The sequence below is a fragment of the Puia sp. genome, from assembly GCF_036500295.1.
Lineage (GTDB): Bacteria > Bacteroidota > Bacteroidia > Chitinophagales > Chitinophagaceae > Puia.
Window position 1 is genome coordinate 76,748 of sequence record NZ_DASYCH010000082.1, and the last position, 21,090, is coordinate 97,837.

At 52.3% G+C, this 21,090-nt stretch carries 22 protein-coding genes; 11 read left to right on the plus strand and 11 right to left on the minus strand.

Features of this window, described 5'->3' with window-relative positions; genetic code table 11:
- Window positions 1–69 precede the first annotated feature (69 nt).
- The gene (gene ligA, locus VGM48_RS16110) at window positions 70–2,247 is read right to left on the minus strand and encodes an NAD-dependent DNA ligase LigA (RefSeq protein WP_331580923.1); all 2,178 of its coding nucleotides are present in this window, start codon (window positions 2,245–2,247) and stop codon (window positions 70–72) included.
- 64 nt (window positions 2,248–2,311) lie between these two features.
- On the opposite strand from ligA, the gene VGM48_RS16115 reads away from it, so the two are divergent.
- Window positions 2,312–3,079 (plus strand): NUDIX hydrolase, encoded by a 768-nt coding sequence (locus tag VGM48_RS16115; protein ID WP_331580925.1) that lies wholly within the window; start codon window positions 2,312–2,314, stop codon window positions 3,077–3,079.
- A 62-nt stretch (window positions 3,080–3,141) separates the two neighbouring features.
- Complete coding sequence (locus VGM48_RS16120; protein WP_331580927.1) at window positions 3,142–3,549, plus strand: hypothetical protein; 408 nt, start codon at window positions 3,142–3,144, stop codon at window positions 3,547–3,549.
- 4 nt (window positions 3,550–3,553) lie between these two features.
- On the opposite strand, the gene VGM48_RS16125 is transcribed toward VGM48_RS16120, so the two are convergent.
- Window positions 3,554–4,162: an HD domain-containing protein gene (locus VGM48_RS16125; protein ID WP_331580929.1), complete on the minus strand. Its 609-nt coding sequence runs from the start codon at window positions 4,160–4,162 to the stop codon at window positions 3,554–3,556.
- A 385-nt stretch (window positions 4,163–4,547) separates the two neighbouring features.
- Here VGM48_RS16125 and rplM point away from each other — a divergent pair, with 385 nt between their 5' ends.
- The 7 genes from rplM to pdxH all read left to right on the plus strand — a co-directional run bounded on the left by rplM (window position 4,548) and on the right by pdxH (window position 9,987).
- Window positions 4,548–4,991, plus strand: coding sequence for a 50S ribosomal protein L13 (gene rplM, locus VGM48_RS16130; RefSeq protein ID WP_331580931.1), 444 nt, complete (start codon window positions 4,548–4,550; stop codon window positions 4,989–4,991).
- A 12-nt stretch (window positions 4,992–5,003) separates the two neighbouring features.
- Window positions 5,004–5,393, plus strand: a complete 390-nt coding sequence (gene rpsI, locus VGM48_RS16135; protein WP_331580933.1) for a 30S ribosomal protein S9 — start codon at window positions 5,004–5,006, stop codon at window positions 5,391–5,393.
- 30 nt (window positions 5,394–5,423) lie between these two features.
- Complete coding sequence (gene rpsB / locus VGM48_RS16140; protein ID WP_331580935.1) at window positions 5,424–6,299, plus strand: 30S ribosomal protein S2; 876 nt, start codon at window positions 5,424–5,426, stop codon at window positions 6,297–6,299.
- Between the two features lie 25 nt (window positions 6,300–6,324).
- A complete protein-coding gene (gene tsf / locus VGM48_RS16145; RefSeq protein WP_331580937.1) occupies window positions 6,325–7,173 on the plus strand; it encodes a translation elongation factor Ts in 849 nt (282 codons plus the stop codon).
- Between the two features lie 70 nt (window positions 7,174–7,243).
- On the plus strand, window positions 7,244–7,957 hold the full coding sequence (pyrH, locus tag VGM48_RS16150; protein WP_331580939.1) for a UMP kinase: 714 nt from the start codon (window positions 7,244–7,246) through the stop codon (window positions 7,955–7,957).
- 218 nt (window positions 7,958–8,175) lie between these two features.
- Window positions 8,176–9,303, plus strand: a complete 1,128-nt coding sequence (locus VGM48_RS16155) for a hypothetical protein (RefSeq protein WP_331580941.1) — start codon at window positions 8,176–8,178, stop codon at window positions 9,301–9,303.
- A gap of 42 nt (window positions 9,304–9,345) precedes the next feature.
- Window positions 9,346–9,987, plus strand: a complete 642-nt coding sequence (gene pdxH / locus VGM48_RS16160) for a pyridoxamine 5'-phosphate oxidase (RefSeq protein ID WP_331580943.1) — start codon at window positions 9,346–9,348, stop codon at window positions 9,985–9,987.
- 43 nt (window positions 9,988–10,030) lie between these two features.
- Here the strand turns inward: pdxH and VGM48_RS25555 are convergent, their stop codons facing one another.
- The 6 genes from VGM48_RS25555 to VGM48_RS16185 all read right to left on the minus strand — a co-directional run bounded on the left by VGM48_RS25555 (window position 10,031) and on the right by VGM48_RS16185 (window position 15,085).
- On the minus strand, window positions 10,031–10,144 hold the full coding sequence (locus VGM48_RS25555; protein ID WP_325590681.1) for a 30S ribosomal protein THX: 114 nt from the start codon (window positions 10,142–10,144) through the stop codon (window positions 10,031–10,033).
- A gap of 113 nt (window positions 10,145–10,257) precedes the next feature.
- Window positions 10,258–10,527 carry an HU family DNA-binding protein gene (locus tag VGM48_RS16165; protein ID WP_188935012.1) on the minus strand — a complete coding sequence of 90 codons (270 nt, stop codon included), beginning with the start codon at window positions 10,525–10,527 and terminating at the stop codon, window positions 10,258–10,260.
- A 242-nt stretch (window positions 10,528–10,769) separates the two neighbouring features.
- Window positions 10,770–11,075 carry a DUF4286 family protein gene (locus VGM48_RS16170; RefSeq protein ID WP_331580948.1) on the minus strand — a complete coding sequence of 102 codons (306 nt, stop codon included), beginning with the start codon at window positions 11,073–11,075 and terminating at the stop codon, window positions 10,770–10,772.
- Window positions 11,062–11,979: a hypothetical protein gene (locus VGM48_RS16175; RefSeq protein ID WP_331580950.1), complete on the minus strand. Its 918-nt coding sequence runs from the start codon at window positions 11,977–11,979 to the stop codon at window positions 11,062–11,064. Before VGM48_RS16175 ends, VGM48_RS16170 begins: the two co-directional genes overlap by 14 nt.
- Window positions 11,957–14,257: a DUF2339 domain-containing protein gene (locus tag VGM48_RS16180; RefSeq protein ID WP_331580952.1), complete on the minus strand. Its 2,301-nt coding sequence runs from the start codon at window positions 14,255–14,257 to the stop codon at window positions 11,957–11,959. The genes VGM48_RS16175 and VGM48_RS16180 overlap by 23 nt, the downstream gene beginning before the upstream one ends.
- A gap of 48 nt (window positions 14,258–14,305) precedes the next feature.
- A complete protein-coding gene (locus tag VGM48_RS16185; protein ID WP_331580954.1) occupies window positions 14,306–15,085 on the minus strand; it encodes an exodeoxyribonuclease III in 780 nt (259 codons plus the stop codon).
- Between the two features lie 42 nt (window positions 15,086–15,127).
- Between VGM48_RS16185 and VGM48_RS16190 the strand changes: the two genes are divergently transcribed.
- Complete coding sequence (locus VGM48_RS16190; RefSeq protein ID WP_331580956.1) at window positions 15,128–15,898, plus strand: TIGR00730 family Rossman fold protein; 771 nt, start codon at window positions 15,128–15,130, stop codon at window positions 15,896–15,898.
- On the opposite strand, the gene VGM48_RS16195 is transcribed toward VGM48_RS16190, so the two are convergent.
- Window positions 15,882–16,712 (minus strand): hypothetical protein, encoded by an 831-nt coding sequence (locus VGM48_RS16195; RefSeq protein WP_331580958.1) that lies wholly within the window; start codon window positions 16,710–16,712, stop codon window positions 15,882–15,884. The two genes, VGM48_RS16190 and VGM48_RS16195, sit on opposite strands and share 17 nt — an antisense overlap.
- Window positions 16,713–16,825: 113 nt before the next feature.
- Here VGM48_RS16195 and VGM48_RS16200 point away from each other — a divergent pair, with 113 nt between their 5' ends.
- A complete protein-coding gene (locus tag VGM48_RS16200; protein WP_331580960.1) occupies window positions 16,826–17,203 on the plus strand; it encodes a hypothetical protein in 378 nt (125 codons plus the stop codon).
- Here VGM48_RS16200 and metH read toward each other — a convergent pair.
- Together metH and VGM48_RS16210 are read right to left on the minus strand one after the other, a co-directional pair.
- Window positions 17,198–19,897 carry a methionine synthase gene (gene metH, locus VGM48_RS16205; protein ID WP_331580962.1) on the minus strand — a complete coding sequence of 900 codons (2,700 nt, stop codon included), beginning with the start codon at window positions 19,895–19,897 and terminating at the stop codon, window positions 17,198–17,200. The genes VGM48_RS16200 and metH overlap by 6 nt on opposite strands.
- Window positions 19,898–19,903: 6 nt before the next feature.
- Window positions 19,904–20,935 (minus strand): homocysteine S-methyltransferase family protein, encoded by a 1,032-nt coding sequence (locus VGM48_RS16210; RefSeq protein ID WP_331580964.1) that lies wholly within the window; start codon window positions 20,933–20,935, stop codon window positions 19,904–19,906.
- Between the last annotated feature and the right edge of the window lie 155 nt (window positions 20,936–21,090).

A 21,090-nucleotide genomic window follows, 5' to 3' on the forward strand; every position in this document is an offset into this window, starting at 1 on the left:
AAAAAGAATTTCGAATTACCAGTAACGTAAGAAAATATTATTATATGTTTTTGGTCGATCGTGGGTCCGTTAGGTGGCGGAGATCATTTTTATGAACTCGTCCTCTGTGAGTATTTGAATGGAAGGTATTTTTTTCGCTTTTTCCAGTTTGCTGCCCGCATCGTCACCCACAACCAGGTAATTCAGTTTACTGCTGACACCGCTCAGTATCTTCCCGCCGCCGGTCTCAACGCTGGCTTCCGCATCCGAGCGTTTCAACCGGTTAAGGGTGCCGGTGAACAAGAACGTTTGCCCATCCAGGTTGCCCCCGCCGCCCTTGGATTTCTGGCTTTGCAAGTTCAGCCCAAGGGCCTCCAGGTCCTTTAACAAATGCAGGTTATCGGAATTGTGAAAGAAATGGTAAACGCTGGTTGCTACTTTGGGACCCACATCTTCCAGATTTTGAAGGTCTTCCAAAGAGAAGCCGGAAAAGTCCGACAAATGGCTGACGGCTGAAGCCAGCGTTTTTGCGGTCGTCTCCCCGACATAACGGATACCCAATCCGAAAATCAGCCGGTGCAAGGGCTGCTGCCGGGAGGTATCGATAGCCGCTTGCAGATTGCTGATGCTTTTCTCCCCAAATCCCCCTAATTCCCGGATCTTGTCATAGGGTAGTCGGTAAATACCAGGGATATCCTTCAGAAAACCCTCATCATAGAATTTTTGGACATTGGCGTCCCCAAAGCTTCGAATATCCATAGCGTCCTTGCTGGCAAAGTGGATGATCCGTTCGACCACCTGGGCAGGGCAGTTGATATTTACACAGCGCCATACCGCTTCCCCTTCCGGTTTCTCCAGAGCGTGACTGCATACCGGACAGGAGGTTGGGAATACGATATCCGTCTCCTTACCCGTGCGGACATCGATCAGCGGCTTGACGATATAAGGGATCACGTCTCCCTTGCGTTCGACAAGGACCTGATCGCCGATTTTCAGGTCTTTTTCCCTGACGACATCTTCATTGAAAAGGGAGATGGAGCTAACGGTAACTCCACTGAGCGGAACCGGATCGATCTTGGCCACGGGAGTGACGCTTCCGGTTCGGCCCACCTGGAACTCTACCTTTCTAAGCGTGCTGGTGGCCTGCCGGGCCTTGAACTTAAAGGCGATCGCCCACCGGGGATGGTGGGTGGTCATTCCCATCCGGTCCTGCAACACGATGGAGTTCACCTTGATCACCATTCCGTCAATTTCGTAGGGAAGATCGTCCCGGCCCTGCTCGAATTCCCGGCAATAGTCGATCACGGCCTGGATCCCTTTTACGATGCGTTTTTCTTTCTGGGGGCTGCGGAAGCCAAGGTCCCAAAGCATCTTCAGGCTGCCGCTGTGGGTCTTGAGGGCCGGATGAACGGGGATATCCCGGGCGCTGGCCACCGGCTCACCGGCCATGGGGTCTTCGTCCGGCGCGGCGACATGCCCGTCCCTGATCTGCCAGCCGTCAATAGTCGTAAAATAGCTGACATGGTAAAGAAAGGCCTCCAGGTTCCGGCGGCTTACCTCCTTTGGATCTTTGATTCGCAGGGAGCCCGCCGCGGCGTTCCGGGGATTGGCCAGCGGTGGAATGCCCTGTTCGGCCAGCTGCTCGTTGTATTTATTGAAATTGCTCTTATTCAACAGGACCTCCCCGCGAATCTCGATCAGCTGAATGCCATAGCGGGAAAAGGCCGCCGAAAGCGGGACCGACCGGATCTGTTTGATATTGGTCGTGATCTCGTCCCCCGAGACACCGTCCCCCCGGGTAACCCCCCGCAGTAGCTGGTCGTTCTCGTAGATGAGCGAAATACTGGCCCCATCAAATTTTGGTTCGACACAGTATTCGAGTTGATCCAGCCCGCTCAGCTCCCGCGCCTTCCGGTCCCAGTCCAGAAGATCGTCTTCGTTATAGGAGTTCTCCAGTGAAAGCATAGGTACCAGGTGGGGGGTATTCGGGAAATCCTTGGTAAGCCCGCTGGCGACCCGCTGGGTAGGGGAGTCCGGGGTAACCCATTCGGGATGGTCCGCCTCCATCTTCTCAAGCGCCTTGTACAGGATGTCATACTCGAAGTCGGAGATCAGGGGGTCGTTGAGAATGGCATAACGATACTCGTGGAAACGCAATATCTCGCGCAGTTCATCCAACTGCCCTTTTTTTGGGGGGTGGTCCCTGACGACGGATAAAAGCGAGGTGGTTTGTTTCTGCAGCTCTTGCGTTTGGTCGGCGGAATACATAGCTCAATTTTATGGCATAAAGTTAAGCGCATTCGCACACATAATTCGCTACCTTAGTCCTTGAATGAGCCCTGAAAAATTACCTAACGATTGTCCACCCTCCACGGACGCCGGCGCCGGCGGTCAAAAGAACATCAAAACGATCCTGAAGCAGTTGGAAAACGATGGGATCATCGGCATCTCTGTAGACTGCGTCATCTTTGGCTTTGATGACAATGAGCTGAAAGTATTACTGATCAAATCCGACTTTGAGCGATACGAGAACAAATGGTCCCTGCTCGGCGACCTTGTCAATAATCATGAAGACCTCAATGAAGCGGCCTATCGCATTCTCCGGGAGCGGACAGGCATGGATGATGTTTATCTCGAACAGGTGAAGGCCTTCGGGGAAGTGAGCCGGCATCCTGCCGCACGGGTAGTTACTATTGCTTATTGTTCCCTGATCAATATCGAACACCATCAGCTGAAGATCCTCGACAATGAATTACACTGGCATCGGGTGACCACCCTCTCCGACATGGCCTTCGATCACCGGAAACTGCTCGACGCCTGCTACGAGTGGCTGCAGAAAAGGATCCAGGAACACCCCCTGGGTTTTAGCCTGTTGCCCAAAAAGTTCTCCCTGCGGGAATTGCAGAACCTCTACGAGGCCATACTCGATGTCAAGCTCGACCGCCGCAACTTTCGGAAGAAATTCTTTTCTATGGGACTGCTCGAGGATACCGGTGAGCTCGAATCGGATGTCCCTCACCGTCCGGGGAAGTTGTATAAATTCAACTACGATAAGTACCAGAAAAAAGAGCGGAAGAAGTGGTTTGGCATCGATTTTTAGGATCGCCGCCCCGTCCTGCAACGTTTGCCTCCCGGATATTGTCAAATGGCAAAACCCTATCCATGCGATTTGCCTGTCTATGCGCTATTACCGCGACGATCCTGCTCATAAGCTGCTCGAAATCCAGCCATTCTTCCGATGCTCGGCCCGGACTGACCGGGGATTGGCGCCTTTATCACTACGGCGGTGGATTTGCGGGCATCTATGTTGATGTGCCGGCAGATTCCATCGTGCTGCTGTCCTTCCGCGCGGACGGCACCTATGAACAGCAGGAAAACGGCGTTTCGAAGGCGAAGGGTACCTTTAAGGTGGACTCCGTTTCGGGCAGTGTACCGGGCGGCAGGTCCTGGACCCTCTTCCTGGACGGCGGTTCGATGCCTATAACCTATACCGTGATTCACAGCGACACGCTCCGATATGGGTTTGGTTATTTAGATGGATACGACTTCAGCTATGTAAGAGTCCGCTAGGGGACTATTGCACGTCCTTTTGATGATCGATGATGAATTGGATGATCTCTTCCAGCGGGATATCGACACGGCTGATCGCATCGTTGATATCATCCCGGCTCACCTGCGCGGCAAAGGACGGGGTCTTCAATTTCTTCAGGATGCCTTTTACATCCATCCCTTCATATCTTGTCGGCCGGATAAGGGCGGCGGCATGGATAAATCCCGAGAGCTCATCGAACACATAGATCATCTTGTCCATTTTTGTCTCGGGCTCGACCCCAAAATGTTTGGGTCCATGGGATGCGATGGCATGGATCACCTCCGGATCGACATTCAGCTCTTCCAGTTTCTCGATGATGATGCGGCAATGCGCATCCGGGTGCTTCTCCCAATCGGCGTCATGCAGCAGTCCCGCGAGCTCCCACTTCCCGGCGGTCCGCTCGTCGGCGCCTTCCCGCTCCACCGCCCAGGCCTTCATGACGGCGCCCACCTGCTTCATATGCATCCGCAGCCGTTCGTTGGGCACCCAGTCGTTCAGCAGGACATGGGCCTCTTCAAGGGGTAACAAATTGTCTTTATTGGCCGCATTGCCAAAACTGCTTCGGCCGAGCGCGAGAATGGGAGTGGACATGGTCTTTTTTTTGTGAAGATAAAACTTATTGAATTGTATATTCCTTTGTCAGCGCTTCTATGGGGATGCGCAGGAGCTTACTGAACTTGCGGATCATCGTTAGCGAAAGGGCCTGTTTGTAATTGAGCACTTTACTTACCGTCCCCTTATCGCCATATTCATTGGCCAGGTCAAGAAAGTTGGCAAAATGCCAACTTTCTGAAACAGGGCCTGCAACGAGATAAATTTGCAGTCAAAAATTTTATTGTAAATCAATCAATTGCGAAACCCCCTTTCAAAATAGACCTCTTTTTTCTTGGAACATCACCCTATTTCCAAGTACCTTTGCACTCCTTTCAAATTTATGCCGTTGGGATAGCAACGGCTTCATGTAAAAACAAAGAAAATGAGCAAATTGCATTTCACCACCAAGCATGCGAACGAGGCTACCGTTAAACGCGACTGGTATGTTGTGGACGGTACTAATCAAACCGTGGGCCGCATGTGTTCAAAGATCGCTGCCATTCTTCGCGGCAAGAACAAAGCCTACTACACTCCTCACGTCGACTGCGGCGACTTTATCGTCGTCATCAATGCCGACAAGGTTGTCTTCACCGGTAACAAGCTGGAAGACAAGACCTACATCAACTTTTCGGGTTACCCCGGCGGAAAGAAAGAGGAGATTGCAAAAGACCTTCTCAAGCGCCGTCCCGACGCCGTTATCGAAAGAGCCGTAAAAGGCATGCTTCCGAAGAATCGCCTGGGCCGTAAGATGTATAAAAAACTGTTTGTGTACGCCGGTGTCCAGCATCCGCATACTGCGCAGCAACCTAAAACTTTAACCTTCTAATTTTTCAGATAAATGGAAAAGCAAAAAAACGCAGTTGGTCGCCGTAAAGAGGCTGTAACCCGGGTGTTTCTTACCAGGGGCGAAGGCAAGATCACGATCAACGATAAGGATTACAAACAGTATTTCTCGTTAGTATATCTGCAGAACCAGGTCGAACTGCCACTGAAAACGGTAGAAGGTCTGGATAAATATGATATAAAGATCAACGCCGCCGGTGGTGGCATGAAGGGTCAGGCCGAAGCTGCCAAGCTGGGCATCGCCCGCTGTCTGCTCGAAGTGAACGCCGAATTCCGCCCCGCGCTGAAAGCCGCAGGTCTTCTCCGTCGCGACCCCCGGTCCGTGGAAAGAAAGAAACCCGGTCGCAAGAAAGCAAGAAGGAGCTTCCAGTTCAGCAAACGTTAATCTTTATCACAACTACTATAAACTCATACAATGGAAAATAACACTTCATTACAACAACAACTCCTCGAAGCCGGTGTCCATTTCGGTCACCTGCGTAAGAAGTGGAACCCCAAAATGCTGCCTTACATCTTTGCTGAAAAGAAAGGTATCCATATTATCGATCTCAACAAGACCACCGAAAGCCTTCAGGAAGCCGCAGCGGCCCTGAAGCAGATCGCGAAGAGCGGGAAGAAGGTCATGTTCGTCGGCACCAAGAAGCAGGCGAAAGAGATCGTTACCGAATCCGCCCGCAAGGTAAACATGCCCTTCGTTACGGAACGCTGGCTGGGTGGTATGCTCACAAACTTCAACACCGTTCGCAAAAGCGTAAAGCAAATGCAGAGCATCGAGAAAATGCTCAACGACGGGACGTTCGATAGCATCACCAAGAAAGAACGGCTGACCCTCAGCCGCGAGCGCGACAAGAAGGAAAAGGTGCTGGGTGGTATCGCCCAGCTGGGCCGGGTTCCTGCAGCCCTGTTCATCGTGGATATCGGCCATGAGCACATCGCGCTGGCTGAGGCCAAGCGCCTGGGTATCACTACCTTCGGAATGGTCGACACAAACTGTGACCCCAATAAGGTAGACTTCGCGATCCCGTCCAACGACGACGCGACGAAATCCATCGCCATCATCGTTAATTACGTCACCGCCGCCATCGCAGAAGGCCTTGCCGAAAGACAAGCCGCAAAAGAAGAGGATGTGGAAGAATCCGGCGGCGACGAGAACGAGAAAAAGGCAGCCCGTCTCCAGGCCGAAGCCGAGAGCGAAGCAAGCCGTGGCCGTGGGGAGAAGGTAAGAGGCACCACCCCGCCGAAACGCCGGGTTCCGAATTCCGGTCCCCGTCGCGGTCCCGGTGGACGATAATTGTTAATCTTCAAACTACACTTATATGTCAACTGCAACTATTACAGCAGCAGATATTAACAAACTGCGCCAGACGACCGGCGCCGGAATGATGGATTGTCGGAAAGCCCTGGTGGAAAGCGATGGTGATTTTGAAAAGGCGATCGACTATCTGCGGAAGAAAGGTCAGAAAGTCGCCGCCCTGCGCAGCGACCGTGAGGCAAAGGAAGGCGTCATTATTGCAACAACCACTGCCGATAACAAGACCGGTTTTATCGTTACCGTTGCCTGCGAAACGGACTTCGTCGCAAAAAATGCGGACTTCGTCAGCTTTGCACAAAGCATCGTAGCAGTAGCCGTTAAGGGAAATCTCAAGACCCTCGAGGAACTGCTGGCTTCCCAGCTGGATGGCGCTACCGTTGCCGATAAGATCAACGATCAGGTGGCCCGTATCGGCGAGAAGATCCAACTCACCCGTTTCGAGCGCATCGACGCTGATGGCGTTGCCGCCTATATCCATGGCGCCTATCGCATGGGCGTACTGGTCGGACTGTCCAAAAACGCTCCCGCCGTCCTCGATGCCGGTAAAGACATCGCCATGCAGATCGCAGCCATGAATCCCGTGGCCGTAGACCCCGATTCCGTTCCCGCTGACGTCGTCGCCCGTGAAAAGGCGATCGTTACCGAACAGATCAAAAACGATCCCAAGATGGCCGGGAAACCCGATGAGATGATCGACAAGATCGCCGTTGGAAAGCTGAACGCCTTCTTTAAGGAAAATACCCTCACTGCCCAGGCTTTCGTAAAGGATGCCTCAAAGACAGTAGGGGACTACCTCAAGGGCGTGGACGCCGGAGCAAAAGTTACTCAGTTCAAAAGAGTTCAACTCGGATAAAATAAAACGGAGGTGGTGCAAACCACCTCTTTTTTTTTACCTTCGCACAAATTATTTAGAATCATCCGACATGGTGCCAAAGTACAAGCGTATTCTGCTCAAATTATCCGGTGAAGCCCTGATGGGAGATAAGAGTTTTGGTTTTGACAACGGCGTTATCGCGCAATATGCCAAGGATATCAAGAGCATTGTAGAGCTGGGTGTACAGGTGGCCATTGTCATCGGTGGCGGCAATATCTACCGTGGAATGAACGAAGCGGAGACCGGCATCGAACGGGCCCACGGAGACTATATGGGAATGCTGGCCACCGTTATCAACGGAATGGCCATGCAGGCCGGTCTGGAAAAGATCGGCGTCTATACCCGTTTACAAAGCGCCATCAAAATGGAGCAGATCGCCGAACCCTATATCCGCCGCCGGGCCATCCGGCACGTCGAGAAGGGCCGCGTGGTCATCTTTGGCGCCGGCACCGGGAATCCCTACTTTACAACCGACACGGCAGGTTCCCTCCGCGCAATCGAGATCAATGCGGAAGTCATTCTGAAAGGAACCCGGGTGGATGGTATCTATACCGCCGACCCCGAAAAGGTCCCGACCGCCGAAAAATTCGAATCCATTACTTTCCAGGAGTGCATCACCCGAAATCTGAAGGTGATGGACATGACCGCCTTCACCCTTTGCATGGAAAATCAACTGCCGATCATCGTTTTCGACATGAACAGGCCCGGCAACCTCCTGCGTGTCGTTCGCGGAGAGAAGGTTGGCACCCTGGTAAGGGATTGATAGTTAACCTACTAAAAAAGGGCCCTGCCGATTTGCATATCTGAGCAAACCATAGTAATTTGGGCCTTTATATACCACTGACTACTAACATAGTAGTTCCACTTGCTTCCTCCCCGTCAATATTCCATGAAAAGGCCCCCGTTGTTCATCGTTATATCCCCGGATAGCAATAATGTATTTTAACGTAGTCTGTTTGGTAAACTTTGTTCCGAACCATTATGAACTCCTTAACCACCTTAAACATTATATTGGGATTGCAACTGACAATGGGCCTTCCTGAAATAATCATCTGCGAACTGGGCGCTCTCATTCTCGGGTTTACAATTCACTTCTTCTGGAACTCAAAGAAGAGCCTTCGGATCAGCGAACCCGCCCAATCGGCCGGCATCAGCGAAAACGATAACTGGAAACTTAAGTATTACAACGATATGGACATGCAGGAAAGGTCCCAGCAACAGCTGCGCGAACGCCTTTCCCAGGTCCAGGAAAACGAGCAGATCCTCACCATCGAGCTGGAAGAAAGACGAAAAGAACTCGACGATGTCAATCACGAACTGGAAATCGTTCGCGCGCAACTCGAAGAAGTGGAGTTGAAGCTCGCGCCGGCCAGCCTCCCGGCCGAAGAAGACGAGAGCCAGCCGGTGCACGACACGACATCGACACTCACCGACTATACCAATGATTATTTGCACCAGCTGAAGGCCGCCCAGGAAAAGCTGGTGGAGCATAACAACAGCATCCACCGCCTGCTGGAGCAGACCCGCCTGATGGAAGACTCCGAACGCCGCAACCAGGAACTGGTCCGTCATACCGAAGAACTCAACGAACAGCTCCACAACAACACCCAGAAGCTTGTAGAGAAGGAAACGGAGATCAGCAATCTCCGGCACCAGCAAAAGCTGTCCGAAGAAATGACCCAACGCCTCGACAAGGTCTACGACGAATACAACACCTTGCAGGAAAAGCTGCAGAAACTGCAGTCCTATCTTACCCAGCCAAACAGCCGTGGCACCGACTACGACGGTTTGAAAGAGGCTTATTTCAAGCTGGGCAAGGAACACGACGAGATGAAGCTGAAATACATCTCCATCCGCGAAGAGAACCAGCGGCTGACCCGCATCCTCGGCGACACCGAAGAAAAGCTGAAAGAAGCCAATTTCCAGCGGCTGCAATACCAGAAGCGCTCAGCCTTTCTGGAAGAGTTGAACCACGATCTGCAGGAGATAGCCGAACATAACAAGAAAATAGAAAGCCAGCTCCGCCGCGTTACGGATATGGAAAATCTCCTGGCAAAGATCACCGGCACTCCCGGCTCCCCCAGCGACGTTCCCCAGGGCATGGAATAATAAAACGTTACGTACCTTCGTGGTCCAAAAAATTTATCCCGCGTGTCTACTATTGCCGACATACGTAAGGAATACAAACTTCAGACCCTCACGGAAAAAGATATTCTCAAAGACCCCTTTGCTCAGTTCACCAAATGGTGGCAGGAAGCCATTAATGCCGGCATCGACGAACCCAATGCGATGACACTCGCCACCGCCTCGGCTGACGGAATGCCAGATGCCCGCATCGTCCTGTTAAAGGGTTTTGATGAAAAGGGATTTGCATTCTATACCAACTACAATAGCGTCAAGGGACGGCAGCTGCTCGAAAATCCAAGGGCGACCCTCGTGCTTTTCTGGAAGGAGCTGGAACGCCAGGTTCGCATCAGCGGACTCGTTTCACTGGCGCCCGGAAATATGAGCGACGACTACTTTAACAGCCGGCCGGAAGGCAGCCGCATCGGCGCCTGGGCTTCGCCTCAAAGCGAGCCGATAGACAACCGCGAATGGCTGGAAGCAAATGAACAGCGAATAAAAGAAGTGTGGACGGGCAAATCGATCCCGAGACCCGGACATTGGGGCGGGTATGTGGTAAAGCCGGTGAAGATGGAGTTCTGGCAGGGAAGACCCAGCCGCTTGCACGACAGGATGCTTTATAGCCTGCAAAACACCGGCACCTGGAACATAGAACGGCTGGCGCCCTGATCAAATGAAACCGCCGGTACATCGGTACCGGCGATCGATTAGCTTATTTGCCCTTTGCGGCAGGAGCTGATTTCTTCGCGGGCTTTGCAGGACGGCTTTTGCCGAATGAGCCCTTGAATATCTTTCCCTTTTTTGTTTTCTTATCTCCTCTTCCCATGATCGTAATTTTTGTAGTCGTCGTCAGACGACCGGATAAATTTTATTTATTTCCAAAGTTACAAAAGCTCCGGTACCCAGGGTAGCGGAGCTTTGCTAGTCCGAAGGAACTAGTTATAATTTTGCAGAAAGTTCTTTACCTGCTTTGAACTTAGCTACTTTCTTTGCCTTGATCTTGATCACAGCACCAGTCTGAGGATTGCGACCGTTACGGGCAGCTCTCTTGGAGACAGAGAAAGTACCAAAACCTACCAGGGTGACTTTTCCATTTCCTTTCAGCGTCTTGGTAACTGCTTCAACAAAAGAATCAAGGGAAGCATTCGCCTGAGTTTTTGTAATGCCAGCGTCATCGGCAATCTTTGCGATTAATTCAGCTTTGTTCATAGTGTAATATTTTGTTTAATTAGCAGCAACAAATATACCCGCTTTTTGAATCAAACAAAATTTTTTTACATTTTCACAAGAGCAGTGCAACCCCGCGAAACCGCGTCAGACAAGGATTATGCGCGAATCGACGTTAGTGAAAATCCACGTGGGAGATTGCTTAAATCGCTAAAACATAGAGTGGTAGCGGTTTTTGTCGTTTTTCCACAATTAACGCACAGCCACAATATTGCCCGCGATTGTTACTGGACCCGCTCCATTAACGTGCGAAACGCAATGAAGCCATCCCCCCATTTCTCCCATGCCGCTTGCTGCAATGCCGGGGAAAACCCAATAAGAAACTGCTCATAACGCTCCAGGTCACTGGTGAACATCTGGATCACAAAGGTCGCGCCCTCTTCTTCATCCTGATCCAGCAGGCGATATAATTGATAATTATCGAATAGCCCCGTCTTCAGGATCGCAGGGATCTGCTCTTCGACCTGCCAGGAGAGCCAGTCCTCCGCTATGTCCCATCGCACCTTGCAGGTGCTGTTATACACGATCATGCCGTTCCTTTTTTTTGATGGCTTTTGTCATTTGAACACTGAAGTAAACCAATAAGATCAATATAGCCAACAAAATGCTCCACAGTAAAAGGCCGCCGGAGCGCTCGCCGCCCGGCTTTTTTTCAATGGGTGCAACCGGCTGAATATTGCTGACGGATGTTTGCCGTATAGGCCCGGGTACCAGAACGGAGGGCGTGGATCTCAGGCTGTCTGTGAAATATTTAAGATCGTATTCGGGTGGCGTAGCCAGCGCATTTCCCGTCAGCACCTCATAGCTCCCGCCTGCTTTCAAATACGCGATAAGATAACGCGCTTTCTGAAAAGATGATATCTCCGTGACGACAAGAGGCGCGTTGTCTCCATTGGCAATGTCTATCCGCAACCTGCGCGTCTTTACGGTGGGGATCGACAGCATGATATTGTTCGGCGCAAGGATAACGGAAGTCAGCGACGTCCATTCCGTTCCATTCGTTCCTTCGGCAAGGACGGTTGCGTCCCGCTTGTAAAACACGGGGTCCCGGATCTCAAACGCAAGCCTGTCAATGGTAAATGCCTCGGAAAAACGCAGGTCGATATAGGAGTGTTTGTTGCTGCTGTCTTTTTGTGCCAGGATCGCGCGCGGCAGGGCAAGCCATGGCTGCGTCGTGTCTTCGCGCCGCTGGGGGTCTTTGAGGACATAAGAGACAAAACGATTGTCGGGACCCAGGATACGCAGGTCGGCGAGATCGGGCCTGACGCATTTCGCGACGATCGGCGGAGTAAGCAGCACCTGGTAGAATCCGTCCTGACGGATGCTGTCGAGTGCCGCGCGCCAGACAAAGCTTCCCTGCGCACCGGCATTGCCGGCGAGGAAGAGGACCCCAACAACAAACACCCAGGATCTATACCGGCTTCTTTTCTTCATCTTCGATAATGATCTTTTTCAAACGCTGATACATAAAAGACACGACAAGCAGCAATATCCCAAGACAGAAGAAGGCCGCAATCTTGCCGGCGATGGGGATATTTCGAATGTCGAATAAAAACAGCTTCAGCAAGGTCAGGGCAAACAGCGCCAGCGACACGATCCGCAGCGGTTTGAATTTATACCGCATCCCCAGCCACATAAAGGCGAAAGAGCAGAGTCCCCAAAGGATGGGCAAGCCGGTTTTATTATACACCCGGGACAATTCACTCAGTTGGTTCTCATGGGAGAAGAATAACGCATTTATCAATAGCTGGCCTTCCGCGCTCAGAAACGTGACGATTATAATGCAGATGACCCAGGTGAAAAGCATTGGTTCCACCACTAATTTCTCCCGCCGGCTCCGGGTGACCAGTCGTAACAGGATCCAGCCGATCAGCAGATCGCCAACCCAATGCGCGATAAAATGACCGCGCTGGTTGCCCGTCTCGAGGATATACTGCTGAATATTGAATACGGCGACAAGCGAACCCAGGTACGCCAGTAATCCCACCGCCAGCAGCCCTCCGCTCACCCGCCGGAACCACTCCGGGGCCAGCCGCTGGGTATACCAGGCAAAGGCGGCTACGCATAGATAGGTGTACAGCAGTACATACAGCACCCACAGATCGAATGCGGGGTAGTGCCCCTGAAATTGATAGACAATCTCCAGCAACCCGTCGATATAGAAAAGCGCTCCGGCGGCGATGAGGGTGAACCTTGCCCAAAATGCTCCCGGCCGAAGATAGAACAGGGCCCAACAACCGATTGACGCGTATAATCCCGTCATAAACCCTTTATTGAAGACGATGGGTAAGACAGTGTGCCGGACCGGCACGATCGACAATGCTCCGTCGCCATAGATACTCATCCAATCCATCACCAGACTGATCAGCATAGCACCCCAAACCAGCATAGCGGCAATCCGGATCAGCCCGATCTGGCTGCGGATGAAAAGCCAGTAAAGCAGCACCGCCTCGGAAGCCCAGAAAAGCGTAATATAATGCCCGTGCAGCTGGATAGGCGCCGTCAGCGAAACAAACGACAAGGTCAGCCCCACAAGAAGATAGAGGATGTTCTTGTCAACGGCGACTTTTCGGAAAAGGAACCAGGTGGCGCCGAGATGGAAAACACCCATCAGGGCGCAAAACAAACCTTTATACCGTTCGTCCCCCAACTGCGTGATAAAGTAAAGTCCAGCCGAAAAATAAAGACAGGTATTCGCCAGCAGGATACCGAAATCCGAGGCGATAAAATGTTTGCTGTTGCGAACGGTATAAGCAATATTGATGATAAAGAACAACAGGTAAAAGGCAGTGCCGAATTCCCATCCGCCGCGATACGTAGCCGCGGGGGCATCATAGGGAAGCGAGAGGAGCCAGGAGGCGAAGAGCAGCGCGGTAAAGCCAAAGGAGAGGATGTTGAGCAGCCGCCAGATCTTGTTGTAGGCGATGACCAGCAGTCCCACATTCAGGATCAGCAGATAGCTAAACAGCACGACATAGTTGCCGGCGCCGTTACTTACGAGAAATGGGGTGATAAACCCGCCCGCGAGCGCGATGATGGCCAGTTCCTGCCGGTCGTAAAGAAGCGAGAGCAGGACCGAAAAGGCCGTCACCACGAGCATGATCACGAATGCCGTGGCCTGGCCGAACAGCTGATATTCGTGGTAGGCCAGCGCGACCGTAAAGTAGAGCACCGCAAGACCACCGCCGACCAGAACCGAGCTGAATGCCGTATAATGATTGCGAAGCCGGTGGGCGATGCCGATAAGGATCCCGCCGCAAAGCAAACCGATCCCGACACGGCCGATCGGCCCTATCCAGTCATTGTCGATGGCGTACTTTACAAAAAAGCCGATCGCCAGCACCAGAACGGCGATGCCGATCTTGCTGATGAGGTTTTCGCCGATGAATTTTTCCATATCGGGATGCCGGTCGAAGAAATCCGGTTTTGGCGGTGGCGGTGTCACCGATGACGGTGGCGGTTTTGGCGGCGTCGCGGGCGACGGACTCACCTCGTCCATCCGCCGGAAGTGCGGAGGTTCGATGGGGACCGAAGCCGCGCGTTCCATCGGCTTGTAGGGTTCCGTCTCTTTAACGATAGGTGGGGCGGCTTTCTCTTCTTTCAGCATCCTGATCTCGTGTTCCAGCCGGTCCATCCGCTTATCCATATGATCCCGAAAAAAGAGGATCATCAGGATCACGACCAAAAGGAGTAGTATGGCAATAATTTCCATGTCAATAAAGATAATTGCCAGGATTGGTATGCGGAAGCGCGCAGCCCGCTATTTTAAGGCCAGCTCCAAAAACACGGGACAATGATCCGAATGCTTTATATCGTGGTAGATATCAGCGCTTAACACCCGCTGCTGCAACGGCTCCGTAACACTGATATAGTCGATCCGCCAGCCTTTATTCTGAAGCCGGACAGAAGGAAACCGCTGACTCCACCAGGTATAACGGTGTGGGTCGGGGTTCATATGCCGGAAAGAGTCGATCCAGCCGCTGGCCAGGAACTTGTCCATCCACGCCTTTTCCCCGGGTAAGAACCCCGAGTTATTCTTATTGCCTTTCGGATCGTGTATATCGATGTCTTTATGCGCGATATTATAGTCACCGCAAAGCACGAGTCGCGGATATTCTTCCCTCAACTGGCCGAGATAGTCATACATCTCCTCCAGCCATTGATATTTATATCCCTGTCTTTGTTCACCGCTTGTCCCGGAAGGGAAGTAAGCGTTTATCAACCGGAGATCGCCGAAGTCCAGCTGGATGACCCGGCCCTCCTCATCACTGATGGCATGGCCCGTTCCATACACCACATTATCCGGCTTGATCTTGCTGAAAACGGCAACACCGCTATATCCCTTCTTCTGCGCCGGGAACCAGTAGTCGTGGTACCCGAGCTCGGTAAATAGCGCATGCGCCACATTATCCCGGTGTGCCTTCGTCTCCTGCACACAGAAAACATCGGCAATGCCGGTTTTCAGCCAATCGACCAACCCCTTGTTCATAGCGGCCCGGATGCCGTTAACATTATAACTGACGATACGTAGTGAGGACATAGCGATGATTACATTAAATTACGCGCAATTTACTATTTCAGAATGGAACATTTACACCGGATCATACCTGCAAAAGACACCCAATTTCTCGAAGGTCCCAAAAGCAGAACCTACGAATTCGGTTTTGCCTGGAAGGTCTTTCGGGAGTTTATAAAGGGGTTTCGCACGCTTCATTTCGTCGGGCCCTGTATCACCGTCTTTGGATCGGCCCGTTTCAAGGAGGATCACCCGCATTATCAGTCCGCCCGGGAAATGGGCCGCCAGATCGCCGCCCTTGGGTTTACAACGATGACCGGCGGCGGACCGGGTACCATGGAAGCCGCCAACCGGGGAGCCTTTGAAAGCGGCGGGATGTCTGTCGGCTGCAATATCAAACTCCCCTTCGAACAAGCCGCCAACCCCTATGTACAGACCACCATCACCTTTGAACATTTTTTTGTGCGGAAGGTGATGCTGGTCAAATATTCCTACGCCTTTGTGATCATGCCCGGCGGATTCGGAACGATGGATGAGTTCTTCGAGACCCTGACCCTCGTCCAGACAAAGACCCTTGTACGATTCCCCATCGTGCTCATCGGGAAAAAATACTACGCCCCGCTGTTCGATTATATGGGATCCATGGCCCGGCAGGGAACCATTGCAAAAGAAGACCTGTCCCTCGTGCTGCTGACCGACAGCATCGCCGAGGCCGCGCAGCATATCGAAACCTTCATAAAGAAGAATTACCGGGAAAAAGCCCGTAAAAGGAAATGGTGGCTGTTCGAAAAAAAGCCGGCCGTTCCCGCGCAGGGAGGAATTACTTCTTCGCGGTAGTCGGAAGGATCAGGCCGATGCTCAGGATCATCTCATACGTACCAAAGGCCTGGTGCGCCTTGCCTTCGTAAAGGTTCAGACCCGAATAGCGCGCATAGTCGATCTTATTGGAATATTCGAGATACGCATACCGGAAGAAGGTGGCGCGAAGCGAACTTTCAAACCCCGTATTCCAGCCGCCGAACTGAAAACCCTGATGATTGGTCTGACCGAAGAGACTGTTTTGCGTATGCGGGATCACCGGACCCACGCCAAACTTCGCCAGGAAGTCCACTTTCACATTCTCATTGGCGGTCTTTAGCAGATGCCATCGTTTTGTCACATTGAAGAGAAGAAAGTTGGCTCCATTGTTCAAATAATAGTAGAAGCCATTGGCCTGATTGAAGGCGATCGTTGTATCCACGGAGCGTCCGTGGAGGGTACCCTTCAGCCGCACATCCTGATCGGCAAAGATATACTTGGTATGGTCGAAATTGATCTCGAAACCCCATCCGCGCTTCTCGTCAAGCAGGAAGCCAAGCCGGTAATTGTACTGGGGAATAGAGAGGGCCTTGCTGAAAAGCCCTTCGTTCCAGCCGGGGTGATCATGCGCCTTGACATGAACAAAATCATAGTTGTTCCCCAGCTTGGGCTGCGAGACATGAATAGTGCTGTGGGTATACCACTCGCCATTATAACCCCATGAAGCGTATACTTCCTTGATGAATTTCTTTTTCTTCTTTTCGGGTTGCTGCTGGGCAAAGACGAAAAAAGGCAGTACTGTCAAAAGCAGACTCAGGGTAAGAATTCGGTAACGCAGGCCACTCGGCATCATAAACTTGCTATTGAGCTTTATATTAAGATATTGTTTAAAGCCGTTGCAAAATTAAGCAAATTATTATTATCTTCTCGCCGCCGAAGGCCCTTAACAAATTACTGACTATCGTCATGGAAGAACCACTGGATACCGATCTCCTCCGCAAACAGCTGAAAACCGTTCGAATTTTTTTATTCATTATGGCGGCCGTTTCATTTGCATCCGCCATCATTTTTGTTCCCGATCCCTATTGGCGGGAAACTCCGGTCGGCATGCCGCTGACCCTGTTGGTGGCGTTGATCTATTTTCTTCTCGCCCTATGGGCAAGGAAAAAGCCTTATACGGCAATACTGATCGGCCTGGCATTGATCCTGATCATTCCGGTCAGCCTGGTCCTCCTGCATCTCGCGGCGTTCGTCCACTGGCCGTCGAAGATCATCGGGATCATTCTTCTCGGCCTTGGCGTCGGGGACGCCAGGGATGCGCAAAAAAAGTTACGGAGCTTATAGATCGTATTCCAGCACCGGCCTTAACCAGCGCTCAATATCTTCCAGCGGCATCCCCTTTCGCGCGGCATAGTCCACTACCTGATCTTTCTCGATCTTGCCGACACCGAAATATTTACTTTGCGGGTTGGCAAAATACCAGCCGCTTACCGAAGAAGCGGGGTACATGGCGAGTGATTCGGTCAGGATTGTGCCGGTCTGTTTTGTCGCGTCAAGCATCGCAAACAGCTTTCTCTTTTCCGTATGATCGGGGCAGGCGGGATAGCCCGGGGCGGGACGGATACCCAGATATTCTTCTTTGATCAGCTGGTCATTGCCAAGATGCTCCTCCTTTGCATAGCCCCAGAATTCCTTCCGCACTCTTGCGTGGAGCAGTTCGGTAAAGGCTTCGGCCAGCCGGTCGGCCAGCGCCTGCAGCGTGATCTTGTTATAGTCGTCGAGCGCGTCCTGGAATCGCTGGATATGCGGTTCGATGCCTTCGATGCTGACGACAAAGCCGCCGATATGATCCTGCTTGCCCGTAGCGGCCGGGGCGATGAAGTCGGCCAGCGAAATGTTGGGCTGACCCGGCGCCTTCTTGATCTGCTGGCGCAGACATTCGAGTCGAACCTCTTCGTTGCCGGTCTGCACCACGATCGTATCCTTACCATCCGAATTCGCAGGCCAAAATCCGATGACAGCTCTTGGTTTCAGCCATTTTTCACGGATGATCGTATCAAGCAGCTGCCGGGCATCGTTGTAGAGCCGGGTCGCCTCTTTCCCAATGACCTCGTCCTTCAGGATCTGCGGGAATTTGCCGTGCATCTCCCAGGCGATGAAGAAGGGACCCCAGTCGATATACTCGGCGATAGCGGCCAGGTCATAGCCATCGAAAGCCTTTGTTCCGATAAAGCCCGGGGTTACGGGCTTGAATCCGTTCCAGTCGATTGGCACATGGTTCTCCTGGGCCTTGCCAAAGGAGAGATATTGCTTGACACTCTTTTTATTGGAAAAATCTTCTTTCAGTTTCTTGTACTCCTTGCTGATGTTCTGCAGGAAATCCGGCTTTTGCTCGGCGTTGAGCAGCGAGCCCACGACGGTGACGCTCCGGGAGGCATCCAGTACATGGACTACTCCATTGTCGAACTCGGGCGCGATCTTCACCGCGGTATGCATCCGCGACGTGGTGGCCCCGCCGATCAGCAGCGGAACATGAAAGTCCTGTCTTTTCATTTCACGGGCCACATGCACCATTTCATCGAGAGATGGCGTGATCAGTCCGCTCAGTCCGATGACATCCACCTTTTCTTTTTTAGCGATGTCCAGGATCTTATCGGCCGGCACCATCACACCGAGATCGATGATGTCATAGCCGTTGCAACCCAACACCACGCCGACGATATTCTTGCCGATATCATGAACATCTCCTTTCACGGTAGCCAGCAGGATCCTGGCCGCGCCGGCCGCTTCCTCGCCCGAGGTGCCGTTCTTCCTTCTCTCTTCCTTTTCCAGTTCGATAAAGGGCGTAAGCACGGCGACGGATTTCTTCATCACCCGGGCGCTTTTCACCACTTGTGGCAGGAACATCTTGCCGCTGCCGAAAAGATCGCCGACGACATCCATCCCTGCCATCAGGGGTCCTTCTATCACATCCAGCGGTTTGGGATATTTCTGCCGGGCCTCTTCCGTATCGGCGTCGATGTATTCGGTGATGCCGTTGACAAGGGCATGTTTCAGGCGTTCTTCCACGGTGCCGTGGCGCCAGGCTTCATCCTTTACTTCTTCTTTACCCTTTGCTTTTACCGTTTCGGCAAAAGCCAGCAGCTTATCGGTTGCGTCCGCGTTACGGTTCAGGATCACATCCTCGCAAAGCTGACGGAGCCTAGGCTCTATTTCATCATAAACGACCAACTGACCGGCATTGACGATACCCATATCCATCCCCGCCTTGACAGCATAATAGAGAAATACGCTGTGCATCGCTTCCCGTACGGGGTCGTTTCCACGGAAGGAAAAGGAGATATTACTGACACCGCCGCTGATCCGGGTAAGCGGCATCTTTTGTTTGACCTCTTTTATCGCCTCGATAAAATCGACGGCGTAGTTGTTATGTTCTTCGATACCGGTGGCGATGGCGAAGATATTCAGATCGAAAATGATATCTTCCGGTACAAAACCTACCCGCTCCGTCAGGATCTTATAGGCGCGCGCACTGATATCGACCTTTCTGCGCAAGGTATCGGCCTGGCCGTTCTCATCAAAGGCCATGACGATCACCGCGGCGCCATAGCTCAGGCAGATGGTCGCCTGCTCGATGAACTTTTCTTCGCCTTCTTTCAGGGAGATGGAGTTGACGATGCATTTCCCCTGTACGCATTTTAACCCCGATTCAATGATCGAGAACTTCGAAGAGTCGATCATGATCGGGATCTTGGCGATATCCGGTTCCGCCTGCAAGAGGTTTAGATAGGTCTGCATGGCTTTTTCTCCGTCCAGCAGAGCATCATCCATGTTGACGTCCAGAACCTGCGCTCCGCTTTCCACCTGCTGGCGGGCTACGCTAAGCGCTTCTTCGTAAAGGCCCTCGCGGACCAGCCGGGCAAATTTCTTGCTGCCGGTAACGTTGGTCCGTTCGCCCACGTTGACAAAATTGGTCATTGGCCGCAGAACGAGAGGTTCGAGGCCGGAAAGCCGGAGAAAGGGTTTGATCGTGGTCATAGTCATTTATACAAGCTCGGTTTCAATAAGGGGTAAAGGCCGGGGTGTTATCCTGGCAACATGATCGGCAATATGCCGGATATGATCGGGGGTCGTTCCGCAACAGCCGCCAACGATGTTGACAAATCCGTTTGCCGCCCATTCTTCGATAAAATGGGCCGTTTCTTCGGGTTGTTCGTCATATTCGCCCATGGCGTTGGGCAGGCCCGCATTGGGGTAAGCCGACGTAAAGCAGGCTGCTATCTGGCTCAGCTCCTCCACATGGGCCCGCATCTCCTGCGCGCCGAGGGCGCAATTCAGCCCGATACTCAGCGGGCGGGCATGCATCACGGAAACATAAAAAGCTTCCAGGGTCTGACCGCTGAGGGTCCGGCCGCTGGCGTCCGTGATCGTACCGCTGATCGAGATCGGCAGCTCGGGTTGATGGGTATCGCGGAAGAATTTTTTGATCGCAAAAATGGCGGCCTTGGCGTTCAGCGTATCAAAGATGGTTTCGATCAGCAGGAGATCGACCCCGCCTTCCACCAGTCCTTTTACCTGTTCATAGTAGGCAGCGGTCACCTCGTCGAAGGTCACGGCGCGGAACCCGGGGTTATTGACATCAGGCGAAAGAGAGAGCGTTTTGCTCATCGGTCCGATGGCCCCGGCTACGAAGCGCGGCTTATCCGGGTTTTTGGCGGTGAAATCGTCAGCTGCTTTCCTGGCCAGTTTCGCCGCGGCTACATTGATCTCATAGGCCAGCGCTTCCATATGGTAGTCGGCCATGCTGATCGCCTGGGAATTGAAGGTATTGGTCTCGATGATATCGGCTCCCGCGTCAAGGTATTGACGGTGGATGCCTTCGATGATTGCCGGCTGGGTCAGGCTCAAAAGGTCATTATTGCCCTTCAGGTCGGAGGGCCAGTCTTTAAAGCGCTCACCGCGATAATCGTTCTCTTCCAGCTTGTGGCGTTGGATCATCGTGCCCATGGCTCCGTCGATAACGAGGATGCGTTTTTTTAGGGCTTCTTCCAGTCTTGTGCGTGTTGTTGTCTGCATGTGTTATTCCTCCGATAGAACCAGAAACGAAGGAAATAGCCACGAAAAGGAGGGATATTTCAACCGTTTATTAGTTCAATTTTAATCGGACATCGTCCGAAATTGGCAGGCTGAACAATAAACAAATCCGCCTGTAGACTGCAAATTTACACAAA

What these genes read in the sequence shown, in the direction of transcription:
- ligA (WP_331580923.1), bottom strand. Translation starts at nt 2,247, where the DNA reads ATGTATTCCGCCGACCAAACGCAAGAGCTGCAGAAACAAACCACCTCG.
- VGM48_RS16115 (WP_331580925.1), top strand. Translation starts at nt 2,312, where the DNA reads ATGAGCCCTGAAAAATTACCTAACGATTGTCCACCCTCCACGGACGCC.
- VGM48_RS16120 (WP_331580927.1), top strand. Translation starts at nt 3,142, where the DNA reads ATGCGATTTGCCTGTCTATGCGCTATTACCGCGACGATCCTGCTCATA.
- VGM48_RS16125 (WP_331580929.1), bottom strand. Translation starts at nt 4,162, where the DNA reads ATGTCCACTCCCATTCTCGCGCTCGGCCGAAGCAGTTTTGGCAATGCG.
- rplM (WP_331580931.1), top strand. Translation starts at nt 4,548, where the DNA reads ATGAGCAAATTGCATTTCACCACCAAGCATGCGAACGAGGCTACCGTT.
- rpsI (WP_331580933.1), top strand. Translation starts at nt 5,004, where the DNA reads ATGGAAAAGCAAAAAAACGCAGTTGGTCGCCGTAAAGAGGCTGTAACC.
- rpsB (WP_331580935.1), top strand. Translation starts at nt 5,424, where the DNA reads ATGGAAAATAACACTTCATTACAACAACAACTCCTCGAAGCCGGTGTC.
- tsf (WP_331580937.1), top strand. Translation starts at nt 6,325, where the DNA reads ATGTCAACTGCAACTATTACAGCAGCAGATATTAACAAACTGCGCCAG.
- pyrH (WP_331580939.1), top strand. Translation starts at nt 7,244, where the DNA reads ATGGTGCCAAAGTACAAGCGTATTCTGCTCAAATTATCCGGTGAAGCC.
- VGM48_RS16155 (WP_331580941.1), top strand. Translation starts at nt 8,176, where the DNA reads ATGAACTCCTTAACCACCTTAAACATTATATTGGGATTGCAACTGACA.
- VGM48_RS25555 (WP_325590681.1), bottom strand. Translation starts at nt 10,144, where the DNA reads ATGGGAAGAGGAGATAAGAAAACAAAAAAGGGAAAGATATTCAAGGGC.
- VGM48_RS16165 (WP_188935012.1), bottom strand. Translation starts at nt 10,527, where the DNA reads ATGAACAAAGCTGAATTAATCGCAAAGATTGCCGATGACGCTGGCATT.
- VGM48_RS16170 (WP_331580948.1), bottom strand. Translation starts at nt 11,075, where the DNA reads ATGATCGTGTATAACAGCACCTGCAAGGTGCGATGGGACATAGCGGAG.
- VGM48_RS16175 (WP_331580950.1), bottom strand. Translation starts at nt 11,979, where the DNA reads ATGAAGAAAAGAAGCCGGTATAGATCCTGGGTGTTTGTTGTTGGGGTC.
- VGM48_RS16180 (WP_331580952.1), bottom strand. Translation starts at nt 14,257, where the DNA reads ATGGAAATTATTGCCATACTACTCCTTTTGGTCGTGATCCTGATGATC.
- VGM48_RS16185 (WP_331580954.1), bottom strand. Translation starts at nt 15,085, where the DNA reads ATGTCCTCACTACGTATCGTCAGTTATAATGTTAACGGCATCCGGGCC.
- VGM48_RS16190 (WP_331580956.1), top strand. Translation starts at nt 15,128, where the DNA reads ATGGAACATTTACACCGGATCATACCTGCAAAAGACACCCAATTTCTC.
- VGM48_RS16195 (WP_331580958.1), bottom strand. Translation starts at nt 16,712, where the DNA reads ATGATGCCGAGTGGCCTGCGTTACCGAATTCTTACCCTGAGTCTGCTT.
- VGM48_RS16200 (WP_331580960.1), top strand. Translation starts at nt 16,826, where the DNA reads ATGGAAGAACCACTGGATACCGATCTCCTCCGCAAACAGCTGAAAACC.
- metH (WP_331580962.1), bottom strand. Translation starts at nt 19,897, where the DNA reads ATGACCACGATCAAACCCTTTCTCCGGCTTTCCGGCCTCGAACCTCTC.
- VGM48_RS16210 (WP_331580964.1), bottom strand. Translation starts at nt 20,935, where the DNA reads ATGCAGACAACAACACGCACAAGACTGGAAGAAGCCCTAAAAAAACGC.